Origin of the sequence: Serratia montpellierensis (genome assembly GCF_020858655.1) — a bacterium.
Classification (GTDB): domain Bacteria; phylum Pseudomonadota; class Gammaproteobacteria; order Enterobacterales; family Enterobacteriaceae; genus Serratia; species Serratia montpellierensis.
Genome location: NZ_VOSN01000022.1, coordinates 430243 through 455442 on the forward strand (window position 1 = coordinate 430243; position 25200 = coordinate 455442).

General features: G+C 62.1%; 26 protein-coding genes. 10 read left to right on the plus strand and 16 right to left on the minus strand.

What is annotated here, in order from left to right:
- On the plus strand, nucleotides 1–690 hold the full coding sequence (locus FUU19_RS24335; protein ID WP_197833839.1) for a helix-turn-helix transcriptional regulator: 690 nt from the start codon (nucleotides 1–3) through the stop codon (nucleotides 688–690).
- Between the two features lie 90 nt (nucleotides 691–780).
- Nucleotides 781–1149 carry a VOC family protein gene (locus tag FUU19_RS24340; RefSeq protein WP_141969040.1) on the plus strand — a complete coding sequence of 123 codons (369 nt, stop codon included), beginning with the start codon at nucleotides 781–783 and terminating at the stop codon, nucleotides 1147–1149.
- On the opposite strand, the gene tus is transcribed toward FUU19_RS24340, so the two are convergent.
- A complete protein-coding gene (tus, locus tag FUU19_RS24345; RefSeq protein ID WP_197833838.1) occupies nucleotides 1139–2077 on the minus strand; it encodes a DNA replication terminus site-binding protein in 939 nt (312 codons plus the stop codon). The genes FUU19_RS24340 and tus overlap by 11 nt on opposite strands.
- A 331-nt stretch (nucleotides 2078–2408) precedes the next feature.
- On the opposite strand from tus, the gene FUU19_RS24350 reads away from it, so the two are divergent.
- Together FUU19_RS24350 and FUU19_RS24355 are read left to right on the plus strand one after the other, a co-directional pair.
- Nucleotides 2409–4205, plus strand: a complete 1797-nt coding sequence (locus tag FUU19_RS24350; protein ID WP_141969038.1) for a glycoside hydrolase family 3 protein — start codon at nucleotides 2409–2411, stop codon at nucleotides 4203–4205.
- A gap of 129 nt (nucleotides 4206–4334) precedes the next feature.
- Nucleotides 4335–5621, plus strand: coding sequence for a glycoside hydrolase family 10-like protein (locus tag FUU19_RS24355; RefSeq protein WP_430726495.1), 1287 nt, complete (start codon nucleotides 4335–4337; stop codon nucleotides 5619–5621).
- A 51-nt stretch (nucleotides 5622–5672) separates the two neighbouring features.
- Here FUU19_RS24355 and FUU19_RS24360 read toward each other — a convergent pair whose 3' ends face one another.
- Nucleotides 5673–6941 carry an MFS transporter gene (locus tag FUU19_RS24360; protein ID WP_230490561.1) on the minus strand — a complete coding sequence of 423 codons (1269 nt, stop codon included), beginning with the start codon at nucleotides 6939–6941 and terminating at the stop codon, nucleotides 5673–5675.
- Nucleotides 6942–7088: 147 nt separating this feature from the next.
- Between FUU19_RS24360 and FUU19_RS24365 the strand changes: the two genes are divergently transcribed.
- The 3 genes from FUU19_RS24365 to bioD all read left to right on the plus strand — a co-directional run bounded on the left by FUU19_RS24365 (nucleotide 7089) and on the right by bioD (nucleotide 10166).
- Nucleotides 7089–7979: a LysR family transcriptional regulator gene (locus FUU19_RS24365; protein WP_141969036.1), complete on the plus strand. Its 891-nt coding sequence runs from the start codon at nucleotides 7089–7091 to the stop codon at nucleotides 7977–7979.
- Between the two features lie 159 nt (nucleotides 7980–8138).
- Nucleotides 8139–9356, plus strand: coding sequence for a sugar metabolism global transcriptional regulator Mlc (gene mlc / locus FUU19_RS24370; protein ID WP_025302713.1), 1218 nt, complete (start codon nucleotides 8139–8141; stop codon nucleotides 9354–9356).
- A gap of 144 nt (nucleotides 9357–9500) precedes the next feature.
- Nucleotides 9501–10166 carry a dethiobiotin synthase gene (gene bioD / locus FUU19_RS24375; protein ID WP_141969034.1) on the plus strand — a complete coding sequence of 222 codons (666 nt, stop codon included), beginning with the start codon at nucleotides 9501–9503 and terminating at the stop codon, nucleotides 10164–10166.
- Nucleotides 10167–10172: 6 nt separating this feature from the next.
- On the opposite strand, the gene FUU19_RS24380 is transcribed toward bioD, so the two are convergent.
- A complete protein-coding gene (locus tag FUU19_RS24380) occupies nucleotides 10173–10667 on the minus strand; it encodes a DUF2938 family protein (protein WP_141969033.1) in 495 nt (164 codons plus the stop codon).
- A gap of 69 nt (nucleotides 10668–10736) precedes the next feature.
- Between FUU19_RS24380 and FUU19_RS24385 the strand changes: the two genes are divergently transcribed.
- Nucleotides 10737–11129 (plus strand): helix-turn-helix domain-containing protein, encoded by a 393-nt coding sequence (locus FUU19_RS24385; RefSeq protein WP_141969032.1) that lies wholly within the window; start codon nucleotides 10737–10739, stop codon nucleotides 11127–11129.
- On the opposite strand, the gene clcB is transcribed toward FUU19_RS24385, so the two are convergent.
- From clcB to FUU19_RS24410, 5 genes are all read right to left on the minus strand, one after another.
- On the minus strand, nucleotides 11126–12427 hold the full coding sequence (gene clcB, locus FUU19_RS24390; protein ID WP_141969031.1) for a voltage-gated ClC-type chloride channel ClcB: 1302 nt from the start codon (nucleotides 12425–12427) through the stop codon (nucleotides 11126–11128). The two genes, FUU19_RS24385 and clcB, sit on opposite strands and share 4 nt — an antisense overlap.
- Nucleotides 12428–12552: 125 nt before the next feature.
- On the minus strand, nucleotides 12553–13692 hold the full coding sequence (gene osmV / locus FUU19_RS24395) for an osmoprotectant ABC transporter ATP-binding protein OsmV (protein WP_230490538.1): 1140 nt from the start codon (nucleotides 13690–13692) through the stop codon (nucleotides 12553–12555).
- Nucleotides 13689–14339 carry an osmoprotectant ABC transporter permease OsmW gene (osmW, locus tag FUU19_RS24400; protein ID WP_049199194.1) on the minus strand — a complete coding sequence of 217 codons (651 nt, stop codon included), beginning with the start codon at nucleotides 14337–14339 and terminating at the stop codon, nucleotides 13689–13691. The genes osmV and osmW overlap by 4 nt, the downstream gene beginning before the upstream one ends.
- An 11-nt stretch (nucleotides 14340–14350) precedes the next feature.
- Complete coding sequence (locus tag FUU19_RS24405) at nucleotides 14351–15208, minus strand: glycine betaine ABC transporter substrate-binding protein (protein ID WP_187181970.1); 858 nt, start codon at nucleotides 15206–15208, stop codon at nucleotides 14351–14353.
- Nucleotides 15209–15272: 64 nt separating this feature from the next.
- On the minus strand, nucleotides 15273–15989 hold the full coding sequence (locus FUU19_RS24410) for an ABC transporter permease (protein ID WP_230490539.1): 717 nt from the start codon (nucleotides 15987–15989) through the stop codon (nucleotides 15273–15275).
- Between the two features lie 509 nt (nucleotides 15990–16498).
- On the opposite strand from FUU19_RS24410, the gene FUU19_RS24415 reads away from it, so the two are divergent.
- Nucleotides 16499–17986, plus strand: coding sequence for an MDR family MFS transporter (locus FUU19_RS24415; RefSeq protein WP_043143259.1), 1488 nt, complete (start codon nucleotides 16499–16501; stop codon nucleotides 17984–17986).
- Between the two features lie 50 nt (nucleotides 17987–18036).
- Here FUU19_RS24415 and FUU19_RS24420 read toward each other — a convergent pair whose 3' ends face one another.
- Nucleotides 18037–18336, minus strand: coding sequence for a DUF1161 domain-containing protein (locus FUU19_RS24420; RefSeq protein ID WP_060432992.1), 300 nt, complete (start codon nucleotides 18334–18336; stop codon nucleotides 18037–18039).
- 89 nt (nucleotides 18337–18425) lie between these two features.
- Complete coding sequence (locus tag FUU19_RS24425; RefSeq protein ID WP_230507415.1) at nucleotides 18426–18794, minus strand: DUF1283 family protein; 369 nt, start codon at nucleotides 18792–18794, stop codon at nucleotides 18426–18428.
- 148 nt (nucleotides 18795–18942) lie between these two features.
- Here FUU19_RS24425 and FUU19_RS24430 point away from each other — a divergent pair, with 148 nt between their 5' ends.
- The gene (locus FUU19_RS24430; protein ID WP_025302721.1) at nucleotides 18943–19269 is read left to right on the plus strand and encodes a YnfA family protein; all 327 of its coding nucleotides are present in this window, start codon (nucleotides 18943–18945) and stop codon (nucleotides 19267–19269) included.
- Between the two features lie 36 nt (nucleotides 19270–19305).
- On the opposite strand, the gene ydfG is transcribed toward FUU19_RS24430, so the two are convergent.
- The 6 genes from ydfG to FUU19_RS24460 all read right to left on the minus strand — a co-directional run bounded on the left by ydfG (nucleotide 19306) and on the right by FUU19_RS24460 (nucleotide 25086).
- Entirely contained in the window at nucleotides 19306–20055 is a 750-nt protein-coding gene (ydfG, locus tag FUU19_RS24435) for a bifunctional NADP-dependent 3-hydroxy acid dehydrogenase/3-hydroxypropionate dehydrogenase YdfG (protein ID WP_197833830.1), read from the minus strand.
- Nucleotides 20056–20180: 125 nt separating this feature from the next.
- On the minus strand, nucleotides 20181–20702 hold the full coding sequence (locus FUU19_RS24440) for a GNAT family N-acetyltransferase (RefSeq protein ID WP_230490540.1): 522 nt from the start codon (nucleotides 20700–20702) through the stop codon (nucleotides 20181–20183).
- 198 nt (nucleotides 20703–20900) lie between these two features.
- Nucleotides 20901–23252, minus strand: a complete 2352-nt coding sequence (gene fecA, locus FUU19_RS24445; RefSeq protein WP_197833828.1) for a TonB-dependent Fe(3+) dicitrate receptor FecA — start codon at nucleotides 23250–23252, stop codon at nucleotides 20901–20903.
- 115 nt (nucleotides 23253–23367) lie between these two features.
- On the minus strand, nucleotides 23368–24324 hold the full coding sequence (fecR, locus tag FUU19_RS24450) for a ferric citrate uptake sigma factor regulator FecR (protein ID WP_230490541.1): 957 nt from the start codon (nucleotides 24322–24324) through the stop codon (nucleotides 23368–23370).
- Complete coding sequence (gene fecI / locus FUU19_RS24455; RefSeq protein WP_230490542.1) at nucleotides 24321–24845, minus strand: ferric citrate uptake sigma factor FecI; 525 nt, start codon at nucleotides 24843–24845, stop codon at nucleotides 24321–24323. The genes fecR and fecI overlap by 4 nt, the downstream gene beginning before the upstream one ends.
- Before the next feature lie 58 nt (nucleotides 24846–24903).
- The gene (locus FUU19_RS24460) at nucleotides 24904–25086 is read right to left on the minus strand and encodes a hypothetical protein (protein ID WP_230490543.1); all 183 of its coding nucleotides are present in this window, start codon (nucleotides 25084–25086) and stop codon (nucleotides 24904–24906) included.
- Nucleotides 25087–25200 lie beyond the last annotated feature (114 nt).

Below are 25200 nucleotides of genomic sequence, written 5' to 3' on the forward strand. Positions count from 1 at the left end.
ATGTCGCGCGCACAACGTTTACTCGATCTGATGCAGCTGCTGCGCAGCCACCGCTATCCGGTGGCGGGCCATACGCTGGCGCAGACGCTGGGCATCAGTATGCGCACGCTGTACCGCGACATTGCCACGCTGCAGCAGCAGGGGGCGGAGATCGTCGGCGAGGCGGGTGTCGGCTATGTGCTGCGGCCCGGTTTTATGCTGCCGCCGATGATGTTCTCGCAGGCGGAGACAGAAGCGCTGGTGCTGGGGATGCGCTGGGTCAGCCGCCACGGCGACAGTCAGCTGGCGAGCGCGGCGGGCCAGGCGCTGGTCAAGATTGCCGACGTGCTGCCGCCGGCGCTGCGGGAGGAGCTTGAGGCCAACACGCTGTTGATCGCGCCGGTTCAGGCGCCGCCGGTGGCAGATGAGCTGCGGGTGCTGATCCGCGACACCATCCGCCGCGAGCGCAAGCTGCATATCGACTATCTCGATCTGGCGGGGCAGCGCAGCGAACGCCTGCTGTGGCCCTTTGCGCTGGGTTTTTTCGACCAGTTCCAGATGCTGGTCGCCTGGTGCGAGCTGCGCCAGACGTTTCGCCATTTTCGCCTCGACCGCATTCAGGCCGCTACGCCGTTGGAACAGCGCTATCCGCGCGGCCGGCGGCGGCTGCTGAAAGAGTGGCGCCTTCGCGAGGGCATTGCGGAGCAATAGCGGCACGCTGCTGCCATAAACTGTCAGTCGTGCCCCTTAGTCTGTGCCTATCGGGAACCGGCCGGTTCCCATCACCCAGAGGACAGACCGATGACCCTTCCCAGCATGACCCTGCTTTACGTCGACAACCCGCTGAACAGCGCCGCCTTTTATCAACGTTTACTGGGACAGGCGCCGGTAGAGCTTTCTCCCGGCTTCGCCCTGTTTGTGCTCAACAACGGCTTCAAGCTGGGGATGTGGGCCAAACAGGGGGTAAAACCGGCGGCTACGCTGACCGGCGGCGGCGGTGAACTGGGCTTCTTGTGCCAGGATCCGCAAGAGGTCGAGGCGCGCTATAACCAGTGGCGCGAGCTCGGGCTGCCTATCGAGCAAACGCCGACCGAGATGGAGTTCGGTTACACCTTCGTAGCACGGGACCCGGACGGCCATCGCCTGCGAGTGTATACCCTCAGCGAGTAGCGTCGTCGGTATACAGGTGCAGGCGCGGCACCAGTAGCCGCAGCGGCCGGGCGTCGGGTTTGTAACGGTGTTTCACCGCGTCGACGTCGTAGTTGAGCAGCTCGCCAATCTTCGGCACGGCGGCGCCGCTCTCTACCTGACACAGGGCGATCAGCGGCAGCGGGCAGGGGTGTTGCACCTGCTTTTGCTGCTGCTGATACCACACCCGGGCGATAGGCTGTACTTTGACCGGTCGCTTGATTTTCAGCGTCGCGTGCTGCGGCAGGCGGCTGACGTCGTCTATCTCGCGGCTGACCAGGGCAGCCCACTGTTCACGGCTGTGCGGCGGCACCGCGCGGCCGGCTTTCAGGCTTTTTTCCAGCTGCGCCAGGATGTCGTCTCGCTTGACGTTTTTGATGATGTGCTTGTTGGCCCAGCCGAAGCGCACGGAGTCGGGGTTGGTCAGGGCGGTGAGGGTGCGATAGGCGCTGAGGGTAATCAGCCCGTGCAGATGGGTGTGTACGAACTCGAAACGCTGCTCCGGCGCCAGGCCGGAATCGACGGTGATAATCTGTTCCAGTTCGCCCTTCAGGCGGTTGATGAGCGCCAGCTGCGTTTGCAGCGCCTGATACTCCGGCTGCTCCACCGCCAGACAGATAACGCCGGGCAGGCGCACGGCGGCCTTGCTGCTGACATTCTCCCGGTTATGGTGGATGAACAGCCGCTGATAATGCTCCAGCGCCAGATCGCGCGCCGCTTGTCCCACATGCTGTTCGACCGCGATATGCGAGATAGCCTGATGTTCCTGGCCTTTTTCAACCTCCGGCAGGCTGAACACCCGCGCCGCCAGCAGCCGCAGCGGGACGATCTGCTGCTGCAACGCGCCGAGCGCCTGCTCCAGCTCGGTAAAGCAGGCGTTCATTCGGCCAATCACATCGTATCTGCTCATCGCACGCTCCTATATTAGTTACAACATACTATAGAAGAGTGGCGGACTGGGGGCAACATCGGCTACTGGGGTAACGGTAGCTTCACTGGCCACCCGGCTTACCAGTAGAAAATGCGCCATAGCGGTCTCTGGCAGCAGGCACGCAATACACCCAGTATGCGTAGCGTTTTGATTCACTGATGGATTTTTTCCTGTTCGTTTGTATTTTGTTTAATCCATTTTCCGATCGCCGTTGTCCAATCACTGAAACAAACAGAATGGCAGGACGCTATGAGTCCCTCGGGTTATCTTTTCTTCTGTCATTAACGGGTGCTTTAAACGGAGGTTTACTGTGGATATTAAACAGAAAGTCAAAAACATGACGCTGGAAGAGAAGATCGGGCAAAAAATCATGCTGGATTTTCGCTACTGGGATCAGAACGGTAGCAGCAATCAGGATATGACCGTTCCCGATGAAGCCATTGGCAAGCTGATCGCCGATAACCACGTGGGTGGAGTGATCCTGTTCGCCAATAATCTGAAAGACAAGCAGCAGATCAAAACGTTGACGGCCTGGTATGCCGCGATGAAAACGCACGCCGGCATTCGCCTGTTTATCGGCACGGATAACGAGGGCGGTAACGTTTTCCGGCTGCCGCGCGGCGACTATGCCTCATTCCCCGGCAATATGGCGCTGGCGGCGGCGATTGAGGGTGGCGCGGATAAACAGCTCGCCGTTGAACAGGGCAAGCTGATGGCTCAGGATATGCGCGCGTTGCATATCAATACCAACTTTGCCCCGGTCGTGGACGTCAACACCAACCCGTTCAACCCGGTGATTAACGTTCGCGCCTTCAGCGATGATAAGAATACCGTGTCCCGCCTGGCCGAGAAAATGGTGGCGGGCATGAAGCACCAGGGGCTGATCACCGCTTACAAACACTTCCCGGGCCATGGCAGCACCTCCACCGACTCGCATACCGGTTTGCCGCGCGTCGATCGCACGCGGGAAGAGGCTTTTGCCATCGATATCGCCCCTTATAAGCAAGCTATCGATCGCTGCGCGGCGCCGGACATGGTCATGACCGCGCATATTCAGTATCCGGCACTGGATAACCGCCAGATCGATACCCGCAGCGGTGAAAAAATCACGGTGCCGGCCACCATGTCGCATGAAATTCAGACCCAGATCCTGCGCAATGAGTTGGGGTATGCGGGCGTAACGATTTCAGACGCGCTGGATATGGGCGCGATTGCCGAGCATTTCAGCCAGCAAGCGGCGGCTGAAAACGTCTTTGCCGCCGGGGTGGATATTGCCCTGATGCCTGTCAGCATCGCCTCACCGGCCCAGGCGAGTCTGCTGCCGGCGTTGATCCGGTACCTTGCGGACAGAGTGAAAACGGGGCATCTCAGCGAGGCTGATATCGATGCCTCGGTCGAGCGAATTTTGCGCCTTAAATTGCGCCATGGCCTGATGGGGCATAGCGATAAACCTTGTTCCAACGACGTTGCGTCCTCAGCGCACCAGCTGGAAAAGCGCATCGCCGATCGCTCCATTACCGTAGTCATCAATCGCCACAGCCTGTTGCCGTTAAAAGACAAGGCGCTGCGCTACTTTATTCTGACCCCGTGGGGCGAGCAGGCGAACGGCATTGCGCGCGTGATGGCACAAGAGGGGTATCAGAACATCGTTGCCGCGAAGGAAACGGAACTGAGCGACGCCCAGGTCAGGGAACATATTGCCGGCTGCGACGTGTTCCTGCTCGGAACCCTCTCAACCCGCTTTACGCCTGCTGAACAGGATGGGGTCGTTACCTCCGCGACCGGGGCGGGTAATGACAGCAGCCCTTATCCGGGCTGGTTGAAATACGCCGCCGAGCAGGGGAAAAAACGCGTTCACCTCTCACTGCGCGCACCTTACGATATCGTGAACTATGCCGCAGAGGTGGAGGCGGCCGTCGCCACCTATTCCTATTACGGGTATGACGGCGGTGTGTGGCGTGGCCACTCGATGATTTCTCTGGCACAGGTGCTGACGGGGAAAATCACACCGCACGGAAAACTGCCGGTTAACACCTGGCATGACTACGATGTGGAAACCAATACGGGCAAGGTGGCGTTCCCTCGCGGGACGGGGCTGAGCTGGTAATGGGATAAAGACACCGGCGTCGTCTGAACAGGGCGACGCCGGCAGCGGGATAGCGTTGAGAAAGCGGGCGGTTTCTTGCTCTGCACGAAACGACATGGGATAACCGTCACTCACGGAAGGAGAATATTTATGCCGACAGGCGCAACAAAATTAGGCGGATGGTTGTTGATGGCCGCAATGCTCGGCGTGAGCGGATGCGCCAAGCCCCCCGAACCGGAGAAACCTGCACAGCCGACACCGCCGGTTACACCGATGCGGGGCATCTGGCTGGCCACGGTTATTGGGTTGGACTGGCCGCCGGCGGCCACCCTGAAAGCGGAAACCGCGCAAGAGCGGGTGCGCCTGCAGAAGCAGGGGCTGACGGACGCACTGGACGACATGGTGAAAACCGGGATTAACACCGTGTATTTTCAGGTTAAACCGGACGGTACGGCCCTGTGGCGTTCTGACATTTTGCCCTGGTCTGAGGTCTTGACCGGCACCGTGGGCCGGGATCCGGGTTATGATCCGCTGGCCTTTATGCTGCAAGAAGCGCATCGACGCGGCATCAAAGTGCATGCCTGGCTGAACCCTTATCGGGTTTCCATGAATACCCGACAGCAAACGATTGATGCACTTAATCAGACGTTGCAGTCCCCACCGGCCAGCGTCTATGCGCTGCATCCCGATTGGATCCGCACGGCCAACGATCGCTTCGTGCTCGATCCAGGCTTACCCGACGTGCGCAACTGGATCACCGGCGTGGTGGCTGAAATAGTCAAAAACTATGATGTCGACGGCATTCAGTTTGACGATTATTTCTATTACGAAACACCGCAATCGCCGCTGGATGATGAAAAGACGTATCGCGCCTACGGCAAAGGGTTTGCAGACAAAGCCGCCTGGCGCAGGGACAACACGCTGCAATTGATAAAACAGGTTTCAGCCACCGTCAAAGCGTTGAAACCCGCGGTTGCGTTTGGCGTCAGCCCGGCGGGCGTATGGCGAAACAAAGCGGACGATCCTGTCGGCTCGGCGACGCGGGCAGGGGCGCCATCGTACGATACGGCCTATGCCGATACGCGCCAGTGGGTAAAACTGGGGCTGCTCGACTATATCGCACCGCAGCTGTATTGGCCTTTTGATCGTGAAATTGTCCGCTACGACGTGCTGGCCAACTGGTGGGCCGAGGTGGTGAAAGGCACGCCGGTTCGGCTCTATGCCGGGGTGGCGCTGTATAAAGTGGGTACGCCTGTGGCCAGCGAACCGGCCTGGACCGTCGACGGCGGCGTTCCCGAGCTGAAAAGGCAGCTGGATCTCAACGAGAGCCTGCCGGGAATGGGGGGAACCATCCTGTTCCGGCAACGCAATCTGACTGAGCCGCAAACGGATAAGGCCGTGGAGTACCTGCGCACCCGCTGGAAAACCGGTCAATAATCACAGGCACTGACATGACGAGCCGCGGCAAACCACCGCGGCTTTTTCTTTTCAGAGACGGGCCGCTTCCGGCAGGCGTTTCAGGTAATGCACCACCAGCAGCGCCAGCAACAGCATCAGGCTGATAAACGCCGTCACGCCATTCCAGCCGAAGCTGTGCCAGAACACGCCGCCGAGGGTGCCGGCCACGCTGGAGCCGACGTAATAGCAGAACAGATACAGCGACGACGCCTGGCCTTTGGCGCGGCGCGCACGGCGGCCAATCCAGCTGCTGGCCACCGAGTGGGCGGCGAAGAAACCGGCGGTGAACAGCATCATGCCGATAAAGATCGCCGGCACCTGCGGCAGCGCGGTAATCAGGATCCCGATCAGCATAATCACTATCGACGCCAGCAGCACCGGGCCGCGCCCGAAGCGCGAGGTGAGCGCACCGGCCTTGGGCGAGCTGTAGGAGCCGGTGAGGTACACCACCGACAGCAGGCCGACAATCGCCTGGCTCAGGTGGTAGGGATCCGCCAGCAGGCGATAGCCGATGTAGTTGAACAGGGTGACGAAGCTGCCCATCAGCAGGAAACCTTCCGCAAACAGCAGCGGCAGGCCCTTATCGTGCCAATGCAGCTTGAAGTTGATCAGCAGGGTGCGCGGGCGCAGCGAGCTGGCGCGAAAATGCCGCGAGGCGGGCAGGATACGCCAGAACATGCAGGCGGCGGCGAGGGCGAACAGGCCGATGACTCCCAGCGATACGCGCCAGGAGAAGAAGTCGGTCAACACCCCGGTCACCAGGCGGCCGCTCATGCCGCCGATCGAGTTGCCGCTGATGTACAGCCCCATCGAGAAGGCGACGAAGCTGGGATGGATCTCTTCGCTGAGGTAGGTCATGCCGACCGCTGCCACGCCGCTCAGCGACAGGCCGATCAGCGCGCGCATCAGCAAAATGCCGTGCCAGCTGGTCATAAAGGCGCAAATCAGCGTGCAGACTGCCGCCAGCAGCAGCGCCACCACCATCACCGACTTGCGGCCGATGGCGTCGGAAAGCGGCCCGGTGAACATCAGGCCGATCGCCAGCAGGCCGGTAGAGACCGAAAGCGACAGGCTGCTTTCCGCCGGCGAGACGCCGAAATCTTGCGACAGCACCGGCAGGATCGGCTGCACGCAGTAGAGCAACGCGAAGGTCGCCAGCCCGGCGGAAAACAGTGCCAGCGTTACGCGCATAAACTGCGGCGTGCCGCGTTCGATATAGGGGAGTTTGTTGTTGAGGGTGGAGCGTTTTACGTTTGGCGCAGCGGCCGCGTCATCGTTGGCGGCCAGCGTCGACGGCATCACGGCCGCAGAACGCACAGGGGTTGTCACAGCGTTTCCTTACCGAACTTCGGGGAGATAAACAGACACTTTACAGATAACAAAATGATAGGGAGCGGCGAGTTTTTTGTCTAATATATTAATAATTCAAATTAAGACGTTTTAAATATGAATATCGAACTGAGACACCTGCGTTACTTTATCGCCGTGGCGGAAGAGCTGCATTTTGGCCGCGCCGCCGAGCGGCTGCGGATCTCCCAGCCGCCGCTCAGCCAGCAAATCCAGGCGCTGGAAGAGATGGTCGGCGCACGGCTGCTGGCGCGCAACAATCGTAACGTCAGCCTGACCCAGGCCGGGGAGATGTTCCTCAAAGAAGCCTACCAGGTGCTCGATCAGGTTGGGCGGGCGGCGGAAAAGGCGGCGCGTCTGGATCGCGGTGAGCTGGGGGAAATGACCATCGGCTTTACTTCTTCCGCACCCTTTATCGGCGTGGTGGCGCGCAGCCTGCGCGCCTTTCGTCAGCAGTCCCCGCAGGTCCATATCAAAATGCGCGAAATCAACACCAAACAGCAGATCGAACCGCTGCTGAACGGTGAGCTGGATCTGGGAGTGATGCGCAACACTCGGCTGCCGGAGGCGCTCCACTATCAGCTGCTGCTGCGCGAACCGCTGGTGGCGGTGGTGCCGGAAGGGCATCCGCTGGCGGAAACGCCCGGCGGCGCGCTGCGGTTCCAACACCTGGCGCAGGAGCCGTTCGTGTTCTTCTCGCGCGAAGTGGGCACCGCGCTGTACGACGAAATTCTGCTGCTGCTCGGCAAGGCCGGCATTACCCCATACATCACCCAGGAAGTGGGGGAAGCCATGACCATCATCGGGCTGGTCTCCGCCGGGTTGGGGGTGTCGATTCTGCCGGCCTCTTTCGCCCGGGTGCGGGTGGACGGCGTGCGCTATTTGCCGCTGGCGGAGCCGGACGCCACCACCGAAGTGTGGCTGGTGCATCACCGCCGGCGGCCGCTGACCGCTGCCGCGCAGGCGCTGATGGCGTTGATGCTGAAATGACGTTGAACTTGGGCAAATAAAAATCAATTCACGCTGAAATTGCGAGGAATTTGTGCAGCAAATCACATAACGAATCAAATAGTTGACGCTGTATGACAAAAGCCCCACCATAACCCCTAGTCTTTATTTAGAAGCGCGAAAAATAGTAGGAGCAGGTTTGTGATTGCGGTTGGGCAGCCTGGGCATATCGATCAAATCAAGCAGACCAATGCGGGGGCGGTTTATCGGCTAATCGATCAACTGGGCCCGATTTCGCGCATCGAACTGTCAAAACGCGCACAGCTGGCGCCCGCCAGCATCACCAAGATCGTGCGCGAACTGCTGGAAGCCCATCTGGTCAAGGAAACCGAGTACCAGGAAATCGGCAGCCGGGGCCGCCCGGCGGTGGGGCTGGTGCTGGATACCGAGGCCTGGCATTACCTTTCTGCCCGTATCAGCCGTGGCAGCATCACGCTGGCGCTGCGCGATCTCAGCAGCAAACTGGTGGTGGAGGAGCTGCTGCCGCTGGCGGCCGAACACCCTGAACCGCTGCTGAAACGCATCCTGACCGAAGTCGACCAATTCTTTATCCGCCACCAAAGCAAGCTGGAGCGGCTGACGGCGATCGCCATTACGCTGCCGGGCATGATCGACGTGCAGTCCGGCGTGGTACATCGCATGCCGTTTTACGACGTGCTGGAGATGCCGCTCGGTCCGGCATTGGAAACCCGCACCGGCCTGCCGGTTTACCTGCAGCATGACATCAGCGCCTGGACCATGGCCGAGGCGCTGTATGGTGCCTCGCGCGGCAGCCAGAACGTGATTCAGGTGGTGATCGACCACAACGTCGGCGCCGGGGTGATCACCGGCGGCCACGTACTGCACGCCGGCAGCCACAGCGTAGTGGAGATCGGCCACACCCAGGTCGATCCGTACGGCAAACGCTGTTACTGCGGCAACCACGGCTGCCTCGAAACCGTGGCCAGCATTGAGAACATCCTGGAGATCGCCCAGCAGCGGCTGAGCGGTTCGATGAGCTCCAGCCTGCACGGCGCGCCGCTGACCGTTGAATCGCTGTGCGACGCCGCGCTGGCGGGCGATCAGCTGGCGCGGGACATCATTCTTGGCGTTGGGCACAGCGTGGGGCGCATTCTGGCGATCATGGTCAACCTGTTCAATCCGGAGAAGATCCTGGTGGGCTCGCCGCTCAACCGCGCGGCGGAGATCCTGCACCCGGCCATCGCCTCCTGCATTCGCCAGCAGGCGCTGCCGGCCTACAGCGAGCAGGTCAAGGTCGAATCCACGCAGTTCTTCAATAAGGGCACCATGCCCGGTGCGGCGCTGGTGAAAGAGGCGCTGTACAACGGATCGTTGCTGGTGCAATTGCTGCAAGGCTAACATCAGAACTTCTTATTAATTCCGCAAAAGATTGAGCTACCTCAAGCCCCTATGGGGGCGCATCCCCTAGAATTTTTCCGAAAGACTTCTTCGCCGCCGATGCGGCGACACATTGTTAACGGGGCATTCTGGGGCATTTTATTCATGTTGAAGCGTTTATTTGTGACAGGCACGGATACCGACGTCGGTAAAACCGTGGTTTCCCGCGGGTTGATGCAGGCGCTGGCCGCCGAAGGCCGTTCAGTGGCCGGCTACAAGCCGATCGCCGCACGCTGCCAGGAAACCAGCGAGGGCATCCGCAATAAAGACGCTTTGGTGTTGCAGGCATCCTCAACCCTGCCGCTGTCCTACGAGGAGATCAATCCCATCACCTGCCTGGATGAGGTGTTTCACGCGCATGCGACCGAGGACATCAACTACGGCCTGATGAGCAGCGGCCTGCGGGATCTGTCCGCCAAGGCCGACACGGTGGTGGTGGAAGGCAGCGGCGGTTGGCGCGTGCTGATGAACGATCTGCGGCCTTATGCCGAATGGGTGGTGCAGGAACAGCTGCCGGTGGTGCTGGTGGTGGGCATCAAGCTGGGCTGCGTCAGCCACGCGCTGCTGACCGCGCAGTCGATCATCAACGACGGCCTGCCGCTGCTGGGCTGGGTGGCCAACCGCATCAATCCGGGGTTGGCACACTACGCCGAAACCATCGAGGCACTGCAGCAGCGCATTCCCGCGCCGCTGCTGGGTGAGGTTCCGTACCTGCCGCGTGCGGAGCAGCGCGAACTGGCGCACTATCTCGATATTTCCACGCTGCTGTAAGCTCGATCAGACGCAAAGCGCCGCCAACAACCGGGCGGCGATCAGCAGGCCCAGCCCATACACCGTGTGGGTGAGCAAGCTGAGCAACCGTGCTCTTCGCGGATAGGCGGTTTTCGCTGCCGCTACGCCAAAACCCAGCGCGGGCTGCATCACCAGAAACGGCGCCGCCAGGCTCAGCCAGCCGCTCAACAGCGCGATGAGCGGCTCCGGCGCCGCATACCACCCGATGCCCGCCAAACCGATCGGGATAAAGGCAAACGCGATGCCGATGGCGTAATGCAATATCCAGCCGATTGCTCTCTCCCCCCGGCGCGGCGGCGCCGTAACGATGGTGGCGTGAAACCAGCGGCCGTCGGACATGCCGAGAAACCAGCGGCCCACCAGCGCATAATCGAGGGAAGGGATGCCGAAGCGCCGCTTCAGCAGCAGCGCCCACAGATCCATGCAGAGGGTGGCGCCGGCGCCGGTTAACAGGATGCGCACTAACAGATCGGGGGTCATACAGGTGTCCTTAACGCAGTGACGTGATAATGTGCGCACAGTGTGCAACTTAAAGTCGGCCTCAAGTCAATGGCAAAAGAACTGGATATCGGCGCGGTGGCGCGCCTGAGCGGGATCGCGCCGTCTGCGCTGCGGCATTACGAAAAAAAGGGGCTGATCGCGTCGATAGGCCGCCACGGTTTGCGCCGCCAATACGACGCCGGGGTACTTGACCAACTGCGGCTGATCGCGCTGGCGCGCCTGGCCGGTTTTACGTTGGACGAGATGAACGCCTTGTTTGACGAACGGGGCAAGATAGCGATCGATCGCGGGCTGCTGGCGGTGCGGGCGGATGAGCTGGATCGCCATATCCAACGCCTGATGCAGGTGCGCGACGGGCTGCGGCACATGGCCGATTGCCCTGAACCCGAGCACCTGCAGTGCCCGCAGTTCAGGAAAATCCTGCAGCAGGGCGAGTTCTAAGCTTCGCGTTTGGGCGGCGGCGCCGAATGATACACCGACACCGGCCGCAGGCCGCGCGACACGGTGGTGGCGATCACGCAGGCCAGCAGAATGCCGGGCAGCAGCGCGTATTCGCCGGTCATTTCAAACACCATCAGCGCCGCCATGATCGGCGCATGGGTGGTGGCGGCCAGCAGGGTAGCCATGCCGGTCAGCGCCAGCAGCAGCGGCACCGCCGTATCCATGCCCGGCCACAGGCCAAACAGCTGTCCGATGATCGAGCCGAGCGCGGCGCCGACGAACAGCGTCGGGGTGAAGACCCCGCCGGGTGCGCCCGACCCGCTGCTGGCAAGGATTGCCAACAGTTTACATACCAGGATCGCCCCCAGCAGCAGCACCCCCGGCGGCGCGATCAGCAGCGCCTGCACCACGCTGTAACCATTGCCCCACACCTGCGGGAACAGCAGCGAAAGCAGCCCGACGATCAGGCCGCCCAGCGCCAGCTGCAACGGCGGCTTCAACCGCAGCGAGCGGAAGGCATGGCCGGTGGCGGTCATCAGCCATAAAAACAGCGGCCCGCCGGCGCCGGCCACCACGCCGACCAGCGCCATCAGCAGGTATTGCGTCGGCAGGGGGGCCGCGAGCGGCGTCACCAGATAGAGCGGCGCCTGACCGCCGTTGAGCAGGTTGGTCATCAGCAGCGCGCTGACCGCGGCGATCACCACCGGGCCGAGCGAGGCCAGCATCAGGGTGCCGAACAGGATCTCGGCGATAAACAGGCTGCCCGCCAGCGGCGCATGATAGGCGCTGGCCATCCCGGCGGCGGCGGCGCAGGCCACCCACAGTTTCCATTCTTTCTCGTGCGTAAAGCGCTGGGCAAACAGCGAGCCCACCAGCGCCGCCAGCAGGATCATCGCGCCTTCGCGGCCGATGGCGCTGCCGCTCGATACCACCAGCAGCGACGCCAGGCACTTCACCAGGCTGGCGCCGGTGTCCAGCTTGCCGTTGCCGGTCTCGATCGCTTCCATATAGTCGGTGGGCGCCGCCGGGCGCTGGTGGCGGTAGCGCTGGTGAATATACAGCAGCAGGCCCGCCGCCAGGCCGCCCAGCGCCGGCGTCAGGGCGCGCCGCCAGCCGGGCAGCGCGGCGGCGGCGGCCACCAGGCTGCCGTCGGCATTGCCGAGCAGCAGCCACTCGAGGCCAATCATCGAACGGTGGAACAGCCACACCGCCAGGGCGGCGGCGATGCCGATGAACACGGCGATAAACAGGCTGCGCAACAGGGCGCGATAGTGGTGCAGGTGGACCAGTCTTTTCATGCGTGGGCGGCGTCGTGAGAAAAATCAAAGGGTCATCAGCGCATTGTGCTTGGCGCTCCGGCTGATGACCAGTGAATCTTTATCAAACTGCGGCATGGGCGGGGCGGTCGGCGCCCCTGGGTAAGTTATTGCGGCGTCAGCACCCGGCGCGTGCGGCCGGAGCTGAGGTAGTCGGCGATGTAATCCTGCGAGATTTCGCCGCTGTAACGGCCGTCTTCATCGACGATCGGCATCCAGGAGGTGTTGTGCTCGTACAGCTTCGACAGCACCACGCGCAGGTTCTCCTCCGCACGGGCGGTGACGCGGAAACGGTGCAGGCTGTCGGCGCAGACGCCCGGCGCGCCGCGCGCCTCACGGCGTTTGACGTACCCCAGCGGTTTGCCGTCGGCGTCCACCACCGTCACCGAGCGGGCATCGATATCATCCATCAGCCCGAACGCCTCCACTAGCGGCGTCTCCCGCCGCACCGTCACCGTTTCCTGTTGATCGGCCACGTCGCCGGCCTGCACCAGCAGCAGGCGCTTCAGCGTGCGATCCTGGCCGACAAAAGAGGCGACGAAGTCGTTCGCCGGCCGCGCCAGAAGCTCATCGGCGCTGGCGTTCTGCACGATCTTGCCCTGGCGGAACACCGCGATGCGATCGCCGAGCTTCAGCGCTTCATCGATGTCGTGGCTCACCAGCATCACGGTCTTTTTCAGCTGGCGCTGCATGTCGAGAAATTCGTTCTGGATGGTTTCGCGGTTGATCGGGTCCACCGCGCCGAAGGGCTCATCCATCAGCAGCACCGGCGGATCGGCCGCCAGCGCGCGGATTACGCCGATGCGCTGTTGCTGCCCGCCGGACATCTCTTTCGGGTAGCGGTGCAAAAAGCGCTTGGGATCCAGTGCCACCATGCTCATCAGCTCCTCGGCGCGATCGTGGCAGCGTTTTTTGTCCCAGCCCAGCATGCGCGGCACCACGGTGATGTTCTCCTCGATGGTCATGTTGGGGAACAGACCGATCTGCTGGATGACGTAGCCGATTTTGCGGCGCAGGCTGACGGTATCCAGCGCGCTGGTGTCTTCGCCATTGATCAGAATGGTGCCGCCGCTGGGTTCGATCAGGCGGTTGATCATCTTGAGCGTGGTGGTTTTGCCGCAGCCGGAAGGGCCGAGCAGCACGCAGATTTCGCCTTCCGGCACGTCCAGATTGATGTTGTCGACGGCGTTGAACGGCGTGCCGTTCTTCTGCATAAACTGTTTGGTCAGATTTTCCAATTTAATCATGAGCGGATCCCCTTGGGCGTAAGCGCAATTTGCAAGCGGTGCAATAACCAATCGAGGACGATCGCCAGCAGGCTGATCATCACGGCGCCGGTAATCAACTGGCGGATGTCGCTGCTGCTGATGCCATTGAGCAGCAGCAGGCCGAGACCGCCGGCGCCGATCACCGCGGCAATTGCCATCACGCCGATATTCATCACCACGGCGGTGCGAATGCCGCCGAAAATCACCGGCAGCGCCACCGGGATCTCCACCCAGCGCAGGCGTTGCCAGAACGTCATGCCGATGCCGCGGCCGGCTTCGCGCAGCCCGCCGGGCAGGTTGTCGAGCGCGGTGTGGGTGTTGCGCACGATCGGCAGCAGCGAGTAGAGGAACACCGCGGTGATCGCCGGCACGTAGCCAATGCCGTGGCCGATTAAGGAAAACAGCGGGATCATCAGCCCGAACAGGGCGATGGAGGGCACGGTCAGCACCAGCGTGGCCAGGCTCAGCACCGGGGTCGCCAGCCATTTGTGGCGGACGATCAGCACGCCGAGCGGCACGCCGATCAGGATTGCCAGGCCGACGGCGACGCCGACCAGCAGCAGGTGCTCCAGCGTCAAGCCGGCGATATAGGCCCAGTTTTGCCAGGCGTAAAGTACAGTATTCATCACATGCCTCCCTAAATCAGGCCGCGCTGCTTGAGGAACGCATCGGCGACCTGTTGCGGCGTCTGGTAGTCGATATCCACCTTAGCGTTCAGCTCGGTGATCACCTGATTGTTGAACTGTTTCGACAGCGTGTTCAGCGCCGCTTCCAGCCCCGGCGTGTTTTGCAACACCTCGGCGCGCACCACCGGCGTGACCGCATAGCTCGGGAAATAGCCCTTGTCGTCTTCGAGCACCTGCAGATCGAAGCCTTTCACCCGGCCGTCGGTGGTGTACACCAGCCCGGCATCGACGAAGCCGTCGCGGATGGCGTTGTAGACCAGGCCGGGGTCCATTTGGCGGATTTGCGGGCGGTCCAGCGGCATGTCGTACAGCGCCTGCATCGGCTTCAGGCCGTCCGAGCGGCCGGCAAACTCCAGGTCCAGCCCCAGCAGCCAGTTGTGTTTCGGGTCGGTTTTACGCACCTGTTCCACTTTGGCCACCAGCTGCGACATGGTGCGAATCTGCTCTTTTTCCGCGCGCTGGCGCTGCATGGCGAAGGCGTAAGTGTTGTTCATGTCCGCCGGCTGCAGCCACACCAGGCCGAGCTTGGCGTCGAGTTTTTTCACCGTGTCGTAAGTTTCCTGCGGCGTCATGCGCTTATTGATGTGGTTAAAGATGATCAGCGATGTGCCGGTGTATTCCCAGGTCATGTCGATCTGTTTGTTGATCATCGCGTTGCGGGTGATCACCGTGGCCAGATTGGTCTTGGGTTCGACCTGAAAACCTTTGGCCCGCAGGTATTGCACGGTGATCGCCGACAGAATGCGCTGTTCGGTAAAGTTCTTGCTCGCCAGCGTGAGCGGGGCGGCCCAGGCGGCCGCGCCGGTCATCAGCAAGGAGAACAGCAGCGCGTGGCGGAGGCGTTGTAACCATCGAGTCATCGCGTTTCTCCCATCAGGATGCGGTGTGCGGGCTGAGCCGGCGGCCGAGACCGGCCAGCGCCAGATCCAGCAGCAGGGCGATCAGCGCGGTGGCGGCGGCGCCGAGGATCAGCGTCGGGAAGTCGTTCAGGTAGATGCCGGGGAAGATCAGTTCGCCGTAGCTGCTGGCGCCAATCAAAAACGCCAGCGGCGCGGTGCCGACATTGATCGCCATCGCGATGCGCACCCCGGCGAAGATCACCGGCAACGCGTTGGGCAGTTCGACCTGGCGCAGCCGCTGCCCGGCGGTCATGCCAATACCGTTGGCGGCCTCGACCAGCGCCGGCGGCACCGAACGCAGGCCGGCATAGGTATTGCGCACGATGGGCAGCAGCGAGGCGAGGAACAGCGCCACCACCGCCGGCCGGTCGCCGATGCCGATGATCACCATCGCCAGCGCCAGCACCGCCAGCGGCGGCAGGGTGTTGCCGACGTTAAAGATCTGCATCACGTGCTCCGCCCAGCGGCGGGCGAAGGGGCGGCTCAGCAGGATGCCGCTGGGAATGCCGACCAGCAGCGACAGCAGCATGGAACACACTACCAGGAACATGTGCTGCTGGCCGAGATAAATCAAATCTTCCCGGCGCGACGTGAGGGTTTCCCAACCGATGCCGTAAACCAGCAGCGCGATGACGGCGATAAACAGCAGGCTCCCGAGGAGCAGGCGCCGGTATGGCGCTGACTTGTGCATGATGTTGCGTCCTCCGTTGCGCGGAGCGGCCGATGAGACGGCGCATTCCGCTCTGATTGTTACCCACTGCCCGACGGGCGTGGCGGTACAAAACGGGCGTTTCGCATGAGGTTAGCGACATTGAGCGAAGGGTGTGTTCGGCATAGCGTGCTGAACGGCGGCTCAATACGTGAATTAATCAGCATAAGATACTGATATTTAAACTAGAGAAAGCACGAAGCCCAATGACCCCGGCTAGGGAAGGTATAGCACCCTGTCGTTAGCCATGCCAAGTTTTATGAACAAAATCAGTTGATTGAGATTACGCGGATCGGCGCCTCAGCCCGCGTCAGCGCTGGGATGCGCGGAAAGTGAAAAAAATGTGCAGCGAAACGTTACGCCGTAACAATCGGTCCAAATGATGCGATTCGCCGCCGGCAAAGACAGGATGTGAGGGCGGATAGACTCGGCGCAGGCGCTTGCTGATATACTCAGGGAAAATAAAAACGCCAGGAAACCTGCATAACGCCATGACAAATAACGTTTCACCCGCACCCATCGCCCACCGCCCGTTGATTCTGATCGCCTGCATGCTGGCGATGTTCATGTCGGCGATCGAAGCCACCATCGTCGCCACCGCCATGCCGACCATCATCGGTGACCTCGGCGGCTTCTCGCTGCTGGGGTGGGTATTCGCGGTCTATTTGCTGGCGCAGGCGATCACCATCCCCATCTACGGGCGGCTGGCGGATCTCTACGGCCGCAAGCGGGTGTTCTTCTTCGGCGCCACGCTGTTCCTGCTGGGCTCGGTGCTGTGCGGCTTCGCCCCCGACATGTATTGGCTGATCGGCTTTCGTCTGCTGCAGGGGTTGGGCGCCGGCGCCATCATGCCGATCGCTTCCACCATCATTGGCGACATCTACAGCGCCACCGAGCGGCCGAAGGTGATGGGCTACCTGTCGAGCGTATGGGGCGTGTCGGCGATCATCGGCCCACTGTTGGGGGCGTTTATCGTCCAGCATCTGCCGTGGGCGCTGGTGTTCTGGGTCAACCTGCCGATCGGCCTGCTGGCGATGTTCTTCCTCTGGCGCTATCTGCCTGCGCATCAGCAGCTGCGCCGGCACGCGCTGGATCTGGCGGGCACCGCTTGGCTGACGCTGTTCGTTTCGGCGCTGCTGCTGGCGCTGTTGCAGATGGAAAGTCTGGGATGGTGGGTGGCGCCGTTGCTGGCGCTGGCGGCGGCGTCGCTTGCGCTGCTTGTCCGCCAGGAGCGGCGCGCGGTCGAACCGCTGTTCCCGCTGGCGCTGTGGCAAAGCCGGGTGATCGTCGCCGGTAACATCGGCGGGCTGGTGATCGGCGCGGCGATGATGGGCATCAGCGCCTTCCTGCCCACCTTCATTCAGGGCGTGATGGGCGGCTCGCCGCTGGAGGCGGGCACCACGCTGGCGCTGATGTCGATCGGTTGGCCGCTGGCCAGCACGCTGAGCGGCCGTTTGATGCTGATGACCTCGTATCGCGCCACGGCGCTGCTGGGGGCGCTGCTGTTGGTGGCGGGCGGCCTGATCCTGCTGATGCTGCAGCCGAACGGCGGCCTGCTGTGGGGCCGGGTGGCGGCGTTTATGGTCGGTGCCGGCATGGGGCTGTGCAACACCACATTTTTAGTGTCGGTGCAGAACGCGGCCCATTACAGCATTCGCGGCATCGCCACCGCCTGTACGGTGTTTACCCGCATGGTGGGGTCGGCCATCGGCACCGCGATTCTGGGCGCCACGCTGAACCTCAACCTGCAATGGCGTCTGCCGGAAATCGACGATCCGGTGCAGCGGCTGATGGAGCCGGCGGTGCGGCAGAGCATGGGGGGCGAGGCGCTGGCGCAGTTGACCCAGCAGGTGGCGGCTTCGCTGCATTGGGTATTTCTGGTGTCGGCGTTGGTGTCCTTGCTGGCGCTGGCGGCAGCCATGCTGATCCCGGCGCGTTGTCGGCCGCAGGGCGAAGAAGAAGAGGCGGAGCAGGCGTAAGGGATAAGGAAAGGGCGCTGCTGCAGAGCGCCCGGGATAGCCGATGTGGCTTACTGCGTGTTGGAGGTATCCTGGCTGGTGCCGGTCTGCGCCGCGTCACCGCGATCGTCGCCGTTGCTCAGGCGGGTATAGACGATCTTCTGGGTGTCGTTTTCGCAGTGGCCGACCACTTGGCCGCCCGCTTGATCGGCCTGATCGTTGGGCACGATCTCCAGTTTAAAGCCGGACTCCGGTACGCCGTTATTGACGATTTTTTGCGAAATGTCCGCTTTCACGCTTTCGCAGGAGGCCAGGGCCGCTAACGGCGCGCCGGCCAGCAATACAGCGGTTAATATCAGCGTTTTTTTCATCACGTCATCCTTTTAGACAATGGACTTCCTGTAACAGGATAGCAGCAACGGCGGCCGGGTTTCACGCTTGCCCGCCCGCCGCAGGCGGATTAAGGAATAATCCGACGCCCGGTCTGGCGATCCAGGCATTTACGGGTGTCCGGCTCCCAGTACGCGTTGACGTTGTTGCTGTCGTTGCAGCGGTCTTCGTCATCCGCCGCGCGATCGGCCTTGTCGAACTCTTTCTCGACGCGAGTGTTAACCTTGTGGCGCAGGGTTTTGGTATCATTCCACTGCTCTTTGCTCTGGCGCGCTTCTTCGGTGCTCATCGCGCCGCTGCCTTTGCCATCGACGGTGACGCAGGTGCTGCCCTGAGTGCAGGTGGCGGCCAGCGCCGGCGCCTGCCAGGCGCCCATGACGGCCAGCATGGCGACCGGCAGCATCCCGCGCAGCAGTCGATGGGTCGAAAATGTTTTCATCGTTTCATCCTTATGAGTGAGTGCGCCTGATGATGGCGGCACTGGCGTTACCTCGCCCGCAGGCGTAGTGACAAATATACCACCGCGCTCCTGGAATTCACCAGCCAAGCGCCGATTCGTTTAATTTACCGAGAGAAAACTGCGACCGATGTTAAAAACTACGCTGTTGTTTTTCGCCACTGCCCTGGCTGAAATTATTGGCTGCTTCCTGCCTTATCTCTGGCTCAAGAAACAGGGCAGCGCCTGGCTGCTGCTGCCGGCGGCATTGAGCCTGATGCTGTTTGTCTGGCTGTTGACGCTGCATCCGGCGGCCAGCGGGCGGGTCTACGCGGCCTACGGCGGCGTGTATGTGGCGACGGCGCTGCTGTGGCTGCGGGTGGTGGACGGGGTGAAGCTGTCTGCGCTGGATTGGGTGGGCGCCGGGGTGGCGCTGGTGGGCATGCTGATCATCGTTTCCGGCTGGCGCGCGGCCTGAAGAAATAGGGCGGGAGTCGCCTCCCGCCGCCAGGGATCAGGCGCCGCGGTGGATGTTAAGCCCGGCGAAGGACTGGCTGACCGGCATCATTTCCAGCGTGTTGATGTTGACGCGCGCCGGCAGGGTCGCGACCCAGAACACCGACTCGGCGATGTCTTCCGGCGTCAGCGCATCGGCGCCTTCGTAGGTTTTATTGACCTTGCCGTCATCGCCCTTGAAGCGCACGTTGGAAAACTCGGTGCCGCCCACCAGGCCCGGCTCGATATCGGTCACTCGGATACGCGTGCCGTGCAGATCGGCGCGCAGGCCCAGGCTGAACTGTTTGACGAATGCCTTGGTGGCGCCGTACACGTTGCCGCCGGCGTAAGGCCAGTTGGCGGCGGTGGAGCCGATGTTGATCACATGGCCGACGTTACGCTCGACCATGGCCGGCAGCAGTGCGCGCGTCATGTTCACCAGCCCTTTGGCGTTGGTGTCAATCATGGTTTCCCAGTCATCGGCGTTGGCCTTGTGCGCCGGCTCCAGCCCCAGCGCCAGCCCGGCGTTGTTCACCAGTACGTCGATCTGACGCAGCTCGGCCGGCAGTTCTTCGATCGCCTGTTGAATGGCGGCGCGGTTGCGCACGTCGAGCCGCACGATGTGCAGCGCTTGCCCTAATTCGTCCTGCAGCTCTTCGAGACGCTCAAGGCGGCGCCCGGCGGCGATCACCTGGTGGCCTTCACGGATAAAACGGCGCGCAATGGCCTCGCCGAAACCGGAGGTGGCGCCGGTAACAAAAATAATCATGTTGCTGTTCCTCAACTGTTTTTACCCTACATACCTCTATCATTAGCACAAAGCCGCAGGCAGTGGCAGCGGTTATCACGGCGGAAAGAAAAAAAGGTCACACCGGGCCGGCGGCCCGATGCTGATTAGCGCTGAGGCGGCAGGTGGTACACCACGGCGTCATACTTGATGCGTTCGCAGCGGCCGACCAGCACGCCGCCCAGCGACTCGACGAGGCGGCGGCTGGCGGTATTCTGTTCGGCCACCGGGTAGAGAAAGTGCGGCGGCTGGAAGCGTTCGCTGGCCCAACGCGCGATACCTTGCACGATTTCGCGGCCGTAACCCTGGCCATGCAGGCTCTCTTTGACCCAGATGCCCAGCTCCGGGGTGTGGCTGCGCAGGTTGTGCGCGCCGCCGACGCCAACGAACTGTCGGTCTTCGCGGCGGCGGGCGACGAAGATCACTTCTTCGCCTTCGCGCATCAGCGGCAGCCAGCTTTGCCAGACATTGGCGAAATCTTCCGGTGACGCCTCCGGCTCAAAGGCCATAAAGCGCGTCAGAGTGGGGGTGATCGCCTGGTAAACATCGTCGGCGTCTGCTGCGGTAAAGGGGGCAATCAACAAACGGTCGGTGTCCACGCGGCACTGAGAAAGGTCATTATGATTCATCTTATTCCCTCGCTTTTCAGGCCAGAACGGCAAAAAATCCGCGCCCATAAATCGGGGCGGATTGTCGATATTACGCGCATTGGCGGCAGAAGCGACTTATTTTTCGCCGCTTGGGCGAGGTGAGAAGAAGGCGTTTAGTGACGATGTCACGTTATGGGTGAGGCGGCGAGCGCGATGAGGTGCGCCCGCCGCTGAGTGTCAGAACTTCACCGAGCCTTGCAGATAGATCGTGCGCGGCTGGCCGATGTACAGACCTTTGTTGTTGTCGTCATAAGCGCGGGTGAAATACTCGTGGTTGAACAGGTTTTTCACGCCGACGCCCAAATTCAGGCCGGCCATTTCCGGGCCGAAATCATAGGCGGCGCGCACGCCCCACAGCATATAGCCGGGAATGCGGCCGGTGCTGCCGTCGGCGCTTTCCGCCACGGTGTTGGCGTTGTCGGCGAACTGGCTGGACTGGAACTCGCCGTTAAGGTTAAACGCCCAGTTGCCCGGCGTGTAGTCCAGCCCCAGCGTGCCTTTATGCTTCGGTGAGAACGGCACCTGATTGCCCTTGTAGCCGCCGTCTTCGCGGATGGTGGCGTTGACGTAGGCGTAGCTGGCGTAGGCGGTCAGGTCGTCCAGTTTCGGCGTCAGCTGCGACAGATCGTAACGCAGGCTGCCTTCCAGCCCGGCGTGGCGGGTTTTGCCGCGCGCGGTCACGCTGTCGGTCACCTGGTTGGAGTCGTATTGGTTGTTGAAGTTGATCAGGAACAGCCCGATCTCGCCGGTCAGCGCATCGCCGGCGTAGCGGGTGCCCAGCTCCCAGGTGCGCGCCTTCTCTGGTTCAATCTTGCCGCTGTCGACCGCTTTGCCCATCTGGCTGTACTGTACGGTGCCGAAGGAGCCTTCGGTGTTGGCGTACAGGTTCCAGTATTCGTTCAGGTGATACATCACGTTCAACGCCGGCAGCGGCGCGTTATAGCTAACGTCGAGGCGGTTGTTCTTGATGTAGTTGTTCTGATACGACTTGATGTACTCGTAGCGCATGCCCGGCGTGATAGTCCAGTCGCCGATGTCGATGCGATCGTCGATATAGAAGGCGTGCGCCTCGGTGCCGGACTGGGTATCGCGATCGTACGGGCTGGCGGTGGACGGCAGCCGGCCGGTGCTGGCCTTGCTGGTGTAGCGCAGCTCGTGGGTGGATTCGCTGACGTAGCGGTAGCCGACGCCGACCTCATGCGCTGAATCGCCCCAGCGGAAGCTCTGGCTGTAGCGCGGTTCCACGCCGCGCACCCAGTATTCGCGCGGCGACAGCGTCAGGTTTTTGCCCTGATCCAGATAGCCGCTGCGCAGGGTGTAGGTGTAGAAGCTCTGCACGTCGAACTTGTGCTGCTGATCCGGCTGATACTGATAGCCGAAGTTCGCCAGCTGGCGGCGGCCCCAGAACTTGTCGTACGGGCGCGTCGACTGGAACGGATTGGCGTTGTAGTCCGCGCGGCTCAGGCCGCCCGGCATGTCCGCTTCGCCTTCGTAGTATTGCAGCAGGCTGTTGAAGGTGTGCACCTCGTTCGGGGCGTAACGGCTTTTCAGCATCACATCGTCAATTTTGGTCGCGCTGTGCTCGCGCCAGTCGCTGCCGCGGGTGCCGGAGTAGAGCAGCGCCGCGCCGAGGCCGTTGTCGGCGGTGCCGCCGATCATCAGGTTACCGGTGCCTTTCGGGTGATCCTGGCGCGAGGTCGGGCTGAGCTGCCCCTGCATGCCGGCCTCCATGCCGAAGGTTTTCGGGATGGCACGGGTGACGAAGTTAACCACGCCGCCGACGCTCTGTGGCCCGTAACGCACCGCGCCGCCGCCGCGCACCACGTCGATCGCATCCATATTGCCGAGCGAGATTGGCGCCAGCGACAGCTGCGGCTGGCCGTAAGGGGCGAAGGGCACCGGGATGCCGTCCATCAACACGGTGGAGCGGCTGGCGAGGCGCGGGTTGAGGCCGCGAATGCCGAAGTTCAGCGCCATGTCATGGCTGCCGGTGCCGTTGTTCTCCGGCGCCACTACGCCCGGCACGCGGTTCAACGCTTCGCGCACGGTGGTGGTGCCGGTTTTGGCGAATTCTTCGCGGCGTACCACGTCGCGCGCGCCGGGATGTTCGAACACGTCTACCTGACGGCCTTCCGCCAGCCAGTCACCGACCACGGTGATGTCCTCTTCCTTCTGCGGCTGCGGCAGTTTGGCCAGCGTGTAACCGTTGTTGCCGAGCGCTTTAGCCTGCAGGCCGCTGCCGGCCAGCAGGGCGTTGAGGCCGTCATCGACGCCGTAGCTGCCGCTCAGGCCCGGCGAACGTTTACCGGCGGTCAGCGTGCCGTCCACCGAGAGCGCGATGCCGGCGCGCGCGGCGAACGCATTCAGCGCGCCGTCCAGTTCACCGGCCGGAATGTGATAGGTGGCTGCGGCGCTGGCGGCGCTCGCCGTCAGCGGTGCGGCGAAGGCCAGGCCAATGGCCACGGCCAGCGGCGTGGCCCGTTTTCCCCAAAGCGAAGCCGGCGCTCCCTTTCCCCAAGCGTTGTTCATACCTTCTCCTGAATCATTTTTTATTTATTGCTGCAGTGTTTTCCTGGGAGTCGGATGAGCGAAGCAAAAGGGACAATCAAGAATGCGATTTTTTATCATTTTTATTTAAAACGATTCAGGCGGGGACGATTTGCAGCCAATAGCGGGTAAAGCCCTGCAGGCGCACCGGCAGGGTCTGGCTGAGCAAGGCGAGGGCGCGATCGGTATCGTTGAGCGGGAAACTGCCGCTGACGCGCAGGCCGGCGACGGCCGGATCGCAGCTCAGGTGGCCGCGCCGGTAGCGCGCCAGTTCGGCGATCACCCGGTCCAGCCGCCACTGGCTGACGCTCAGCACGCCGCGCAGCCAGCCGTCCTCCGCCGCAGCGGGTTGTTTTTCGCTGAAGGCCGTGGCGCTGAAGCCGATCTGTTCTCCGGCCTCCACCCGGCGCGTTTGCCGCGCGTCCTGCGCCAGCTGCGCTTCGACCACATGCTCCAGCACCGTCAGGCGCGTCTCGCCGCCGCTCTCACGCACCAAAAAGCGGGTGCCGAGCGCACGCATCGCCCCCTGCGGGCTTTGCACCCACAGCGGCCGGGGATCGCGTCCGGTCACCAGGCTGATTTCTCCGGCGTGCAAGCGGATCAACCGTTGGCGATCGTCGTAATGCACGTCTACCGCGCTGGCGGTGTTCAACACCAGCTGGGTGCCGTCGCTTAACACTATGGGTTTGATTTCGCCGGTGGCGGTGCGGTAGTCGGCGCGCAGCTCCCGGCCGAGCGGCGACTGGTAAAGGAAGCCGCTGCCGCTCACGCCGAGCAGCAACAGCAGGCTCTTCAGCAGGGTGCGGCGATCGATCGCCGACTGGCGGCCGGCGCGATCGAGCGCGCGGTAGCTGAACTTGCCCGGCACGCCCTGCAGCTGGCTCTGCAACGCTTCGACGCGCTGCCAAGCCCAGCGGTGATCGTCATGCTGCTGATGCCAGGCTTGCCACTGTTGGCGCTGGCGGTCGGTGACGTGCTCATCGCACAGTAGCGCATACCAGTGTGCGGCCATTTTCAGCGCCTGGCGCTGCTCGGGGGTGATGGCGTTGCTCATGAGAAAACGTCGTTTTCCAGGCTGAACAGCAGGCAATGCTCGGTGGCCTTGGCCATGTATTTTTTAACCGAGCTGACCGACACACCGAGGCGCACGGCGATGTCTGCATAGCCCAGGCCTTCGAGCTGCGACAGCAGGAAGGCCTGTTTCACCTTCGGCCCCAGGCCGTCGAGCATGGCGTCTATCTGCTGCAGGCTTTCCAGCAGGATCTGGCGCTGCTCCGACGACGGGGCATAGCCATCCGGGATCAGCGCCAGCATCTCAAGATAGGCGCGCTCCAGCGTTCTGCGGCGAAACAGATCGACCATCACCCGCTTGGCGACGGTGACCAGAAAATCTTTCGGCTCGCGCAGGGTCGCCGCGGCGTCGTTTTTCAGCAGGCGCATGAAGGTGTCCTGCGCCACATCGTCCGCGTCGAACGCGCAGCCCAGCCGCCTGCGCAACCATCCCTGCAACCAGGCATGATGGGTGGCGTAAAGGCGCGACAGCGCGGTGTGCGGGGCGGAAGCGGTGGCGGACATGGTTTTCGCATTGCTGGTCAAAAAGATGCGCGGATGATAATTGAGAATGGTTATCGTTTCAAGTTTGTCGGGTGGCCTGCGGAATGGGCCAGATCGCTTTGCATCGTGTTGGAATAAACGTCACGGCCGCGAAATTATCCGCTTGCCCAATAAAGGTGCAGCGGCGCGGTGTTATTTCGGCAAGCAAACGGTTGCTATTCGTCTGCTGTTGAAGACCGCCACGCGTTTTATTCTTTTTCATCGGTTGGTTTTCTTTGATTAAATTAGTATCAATCTGTTTTTAAATAAAAATATATTTTATGACCGCCTATTGGCACACGGCTTGCTATGCTTAATCCGGTCTTTGCGTTTGGGT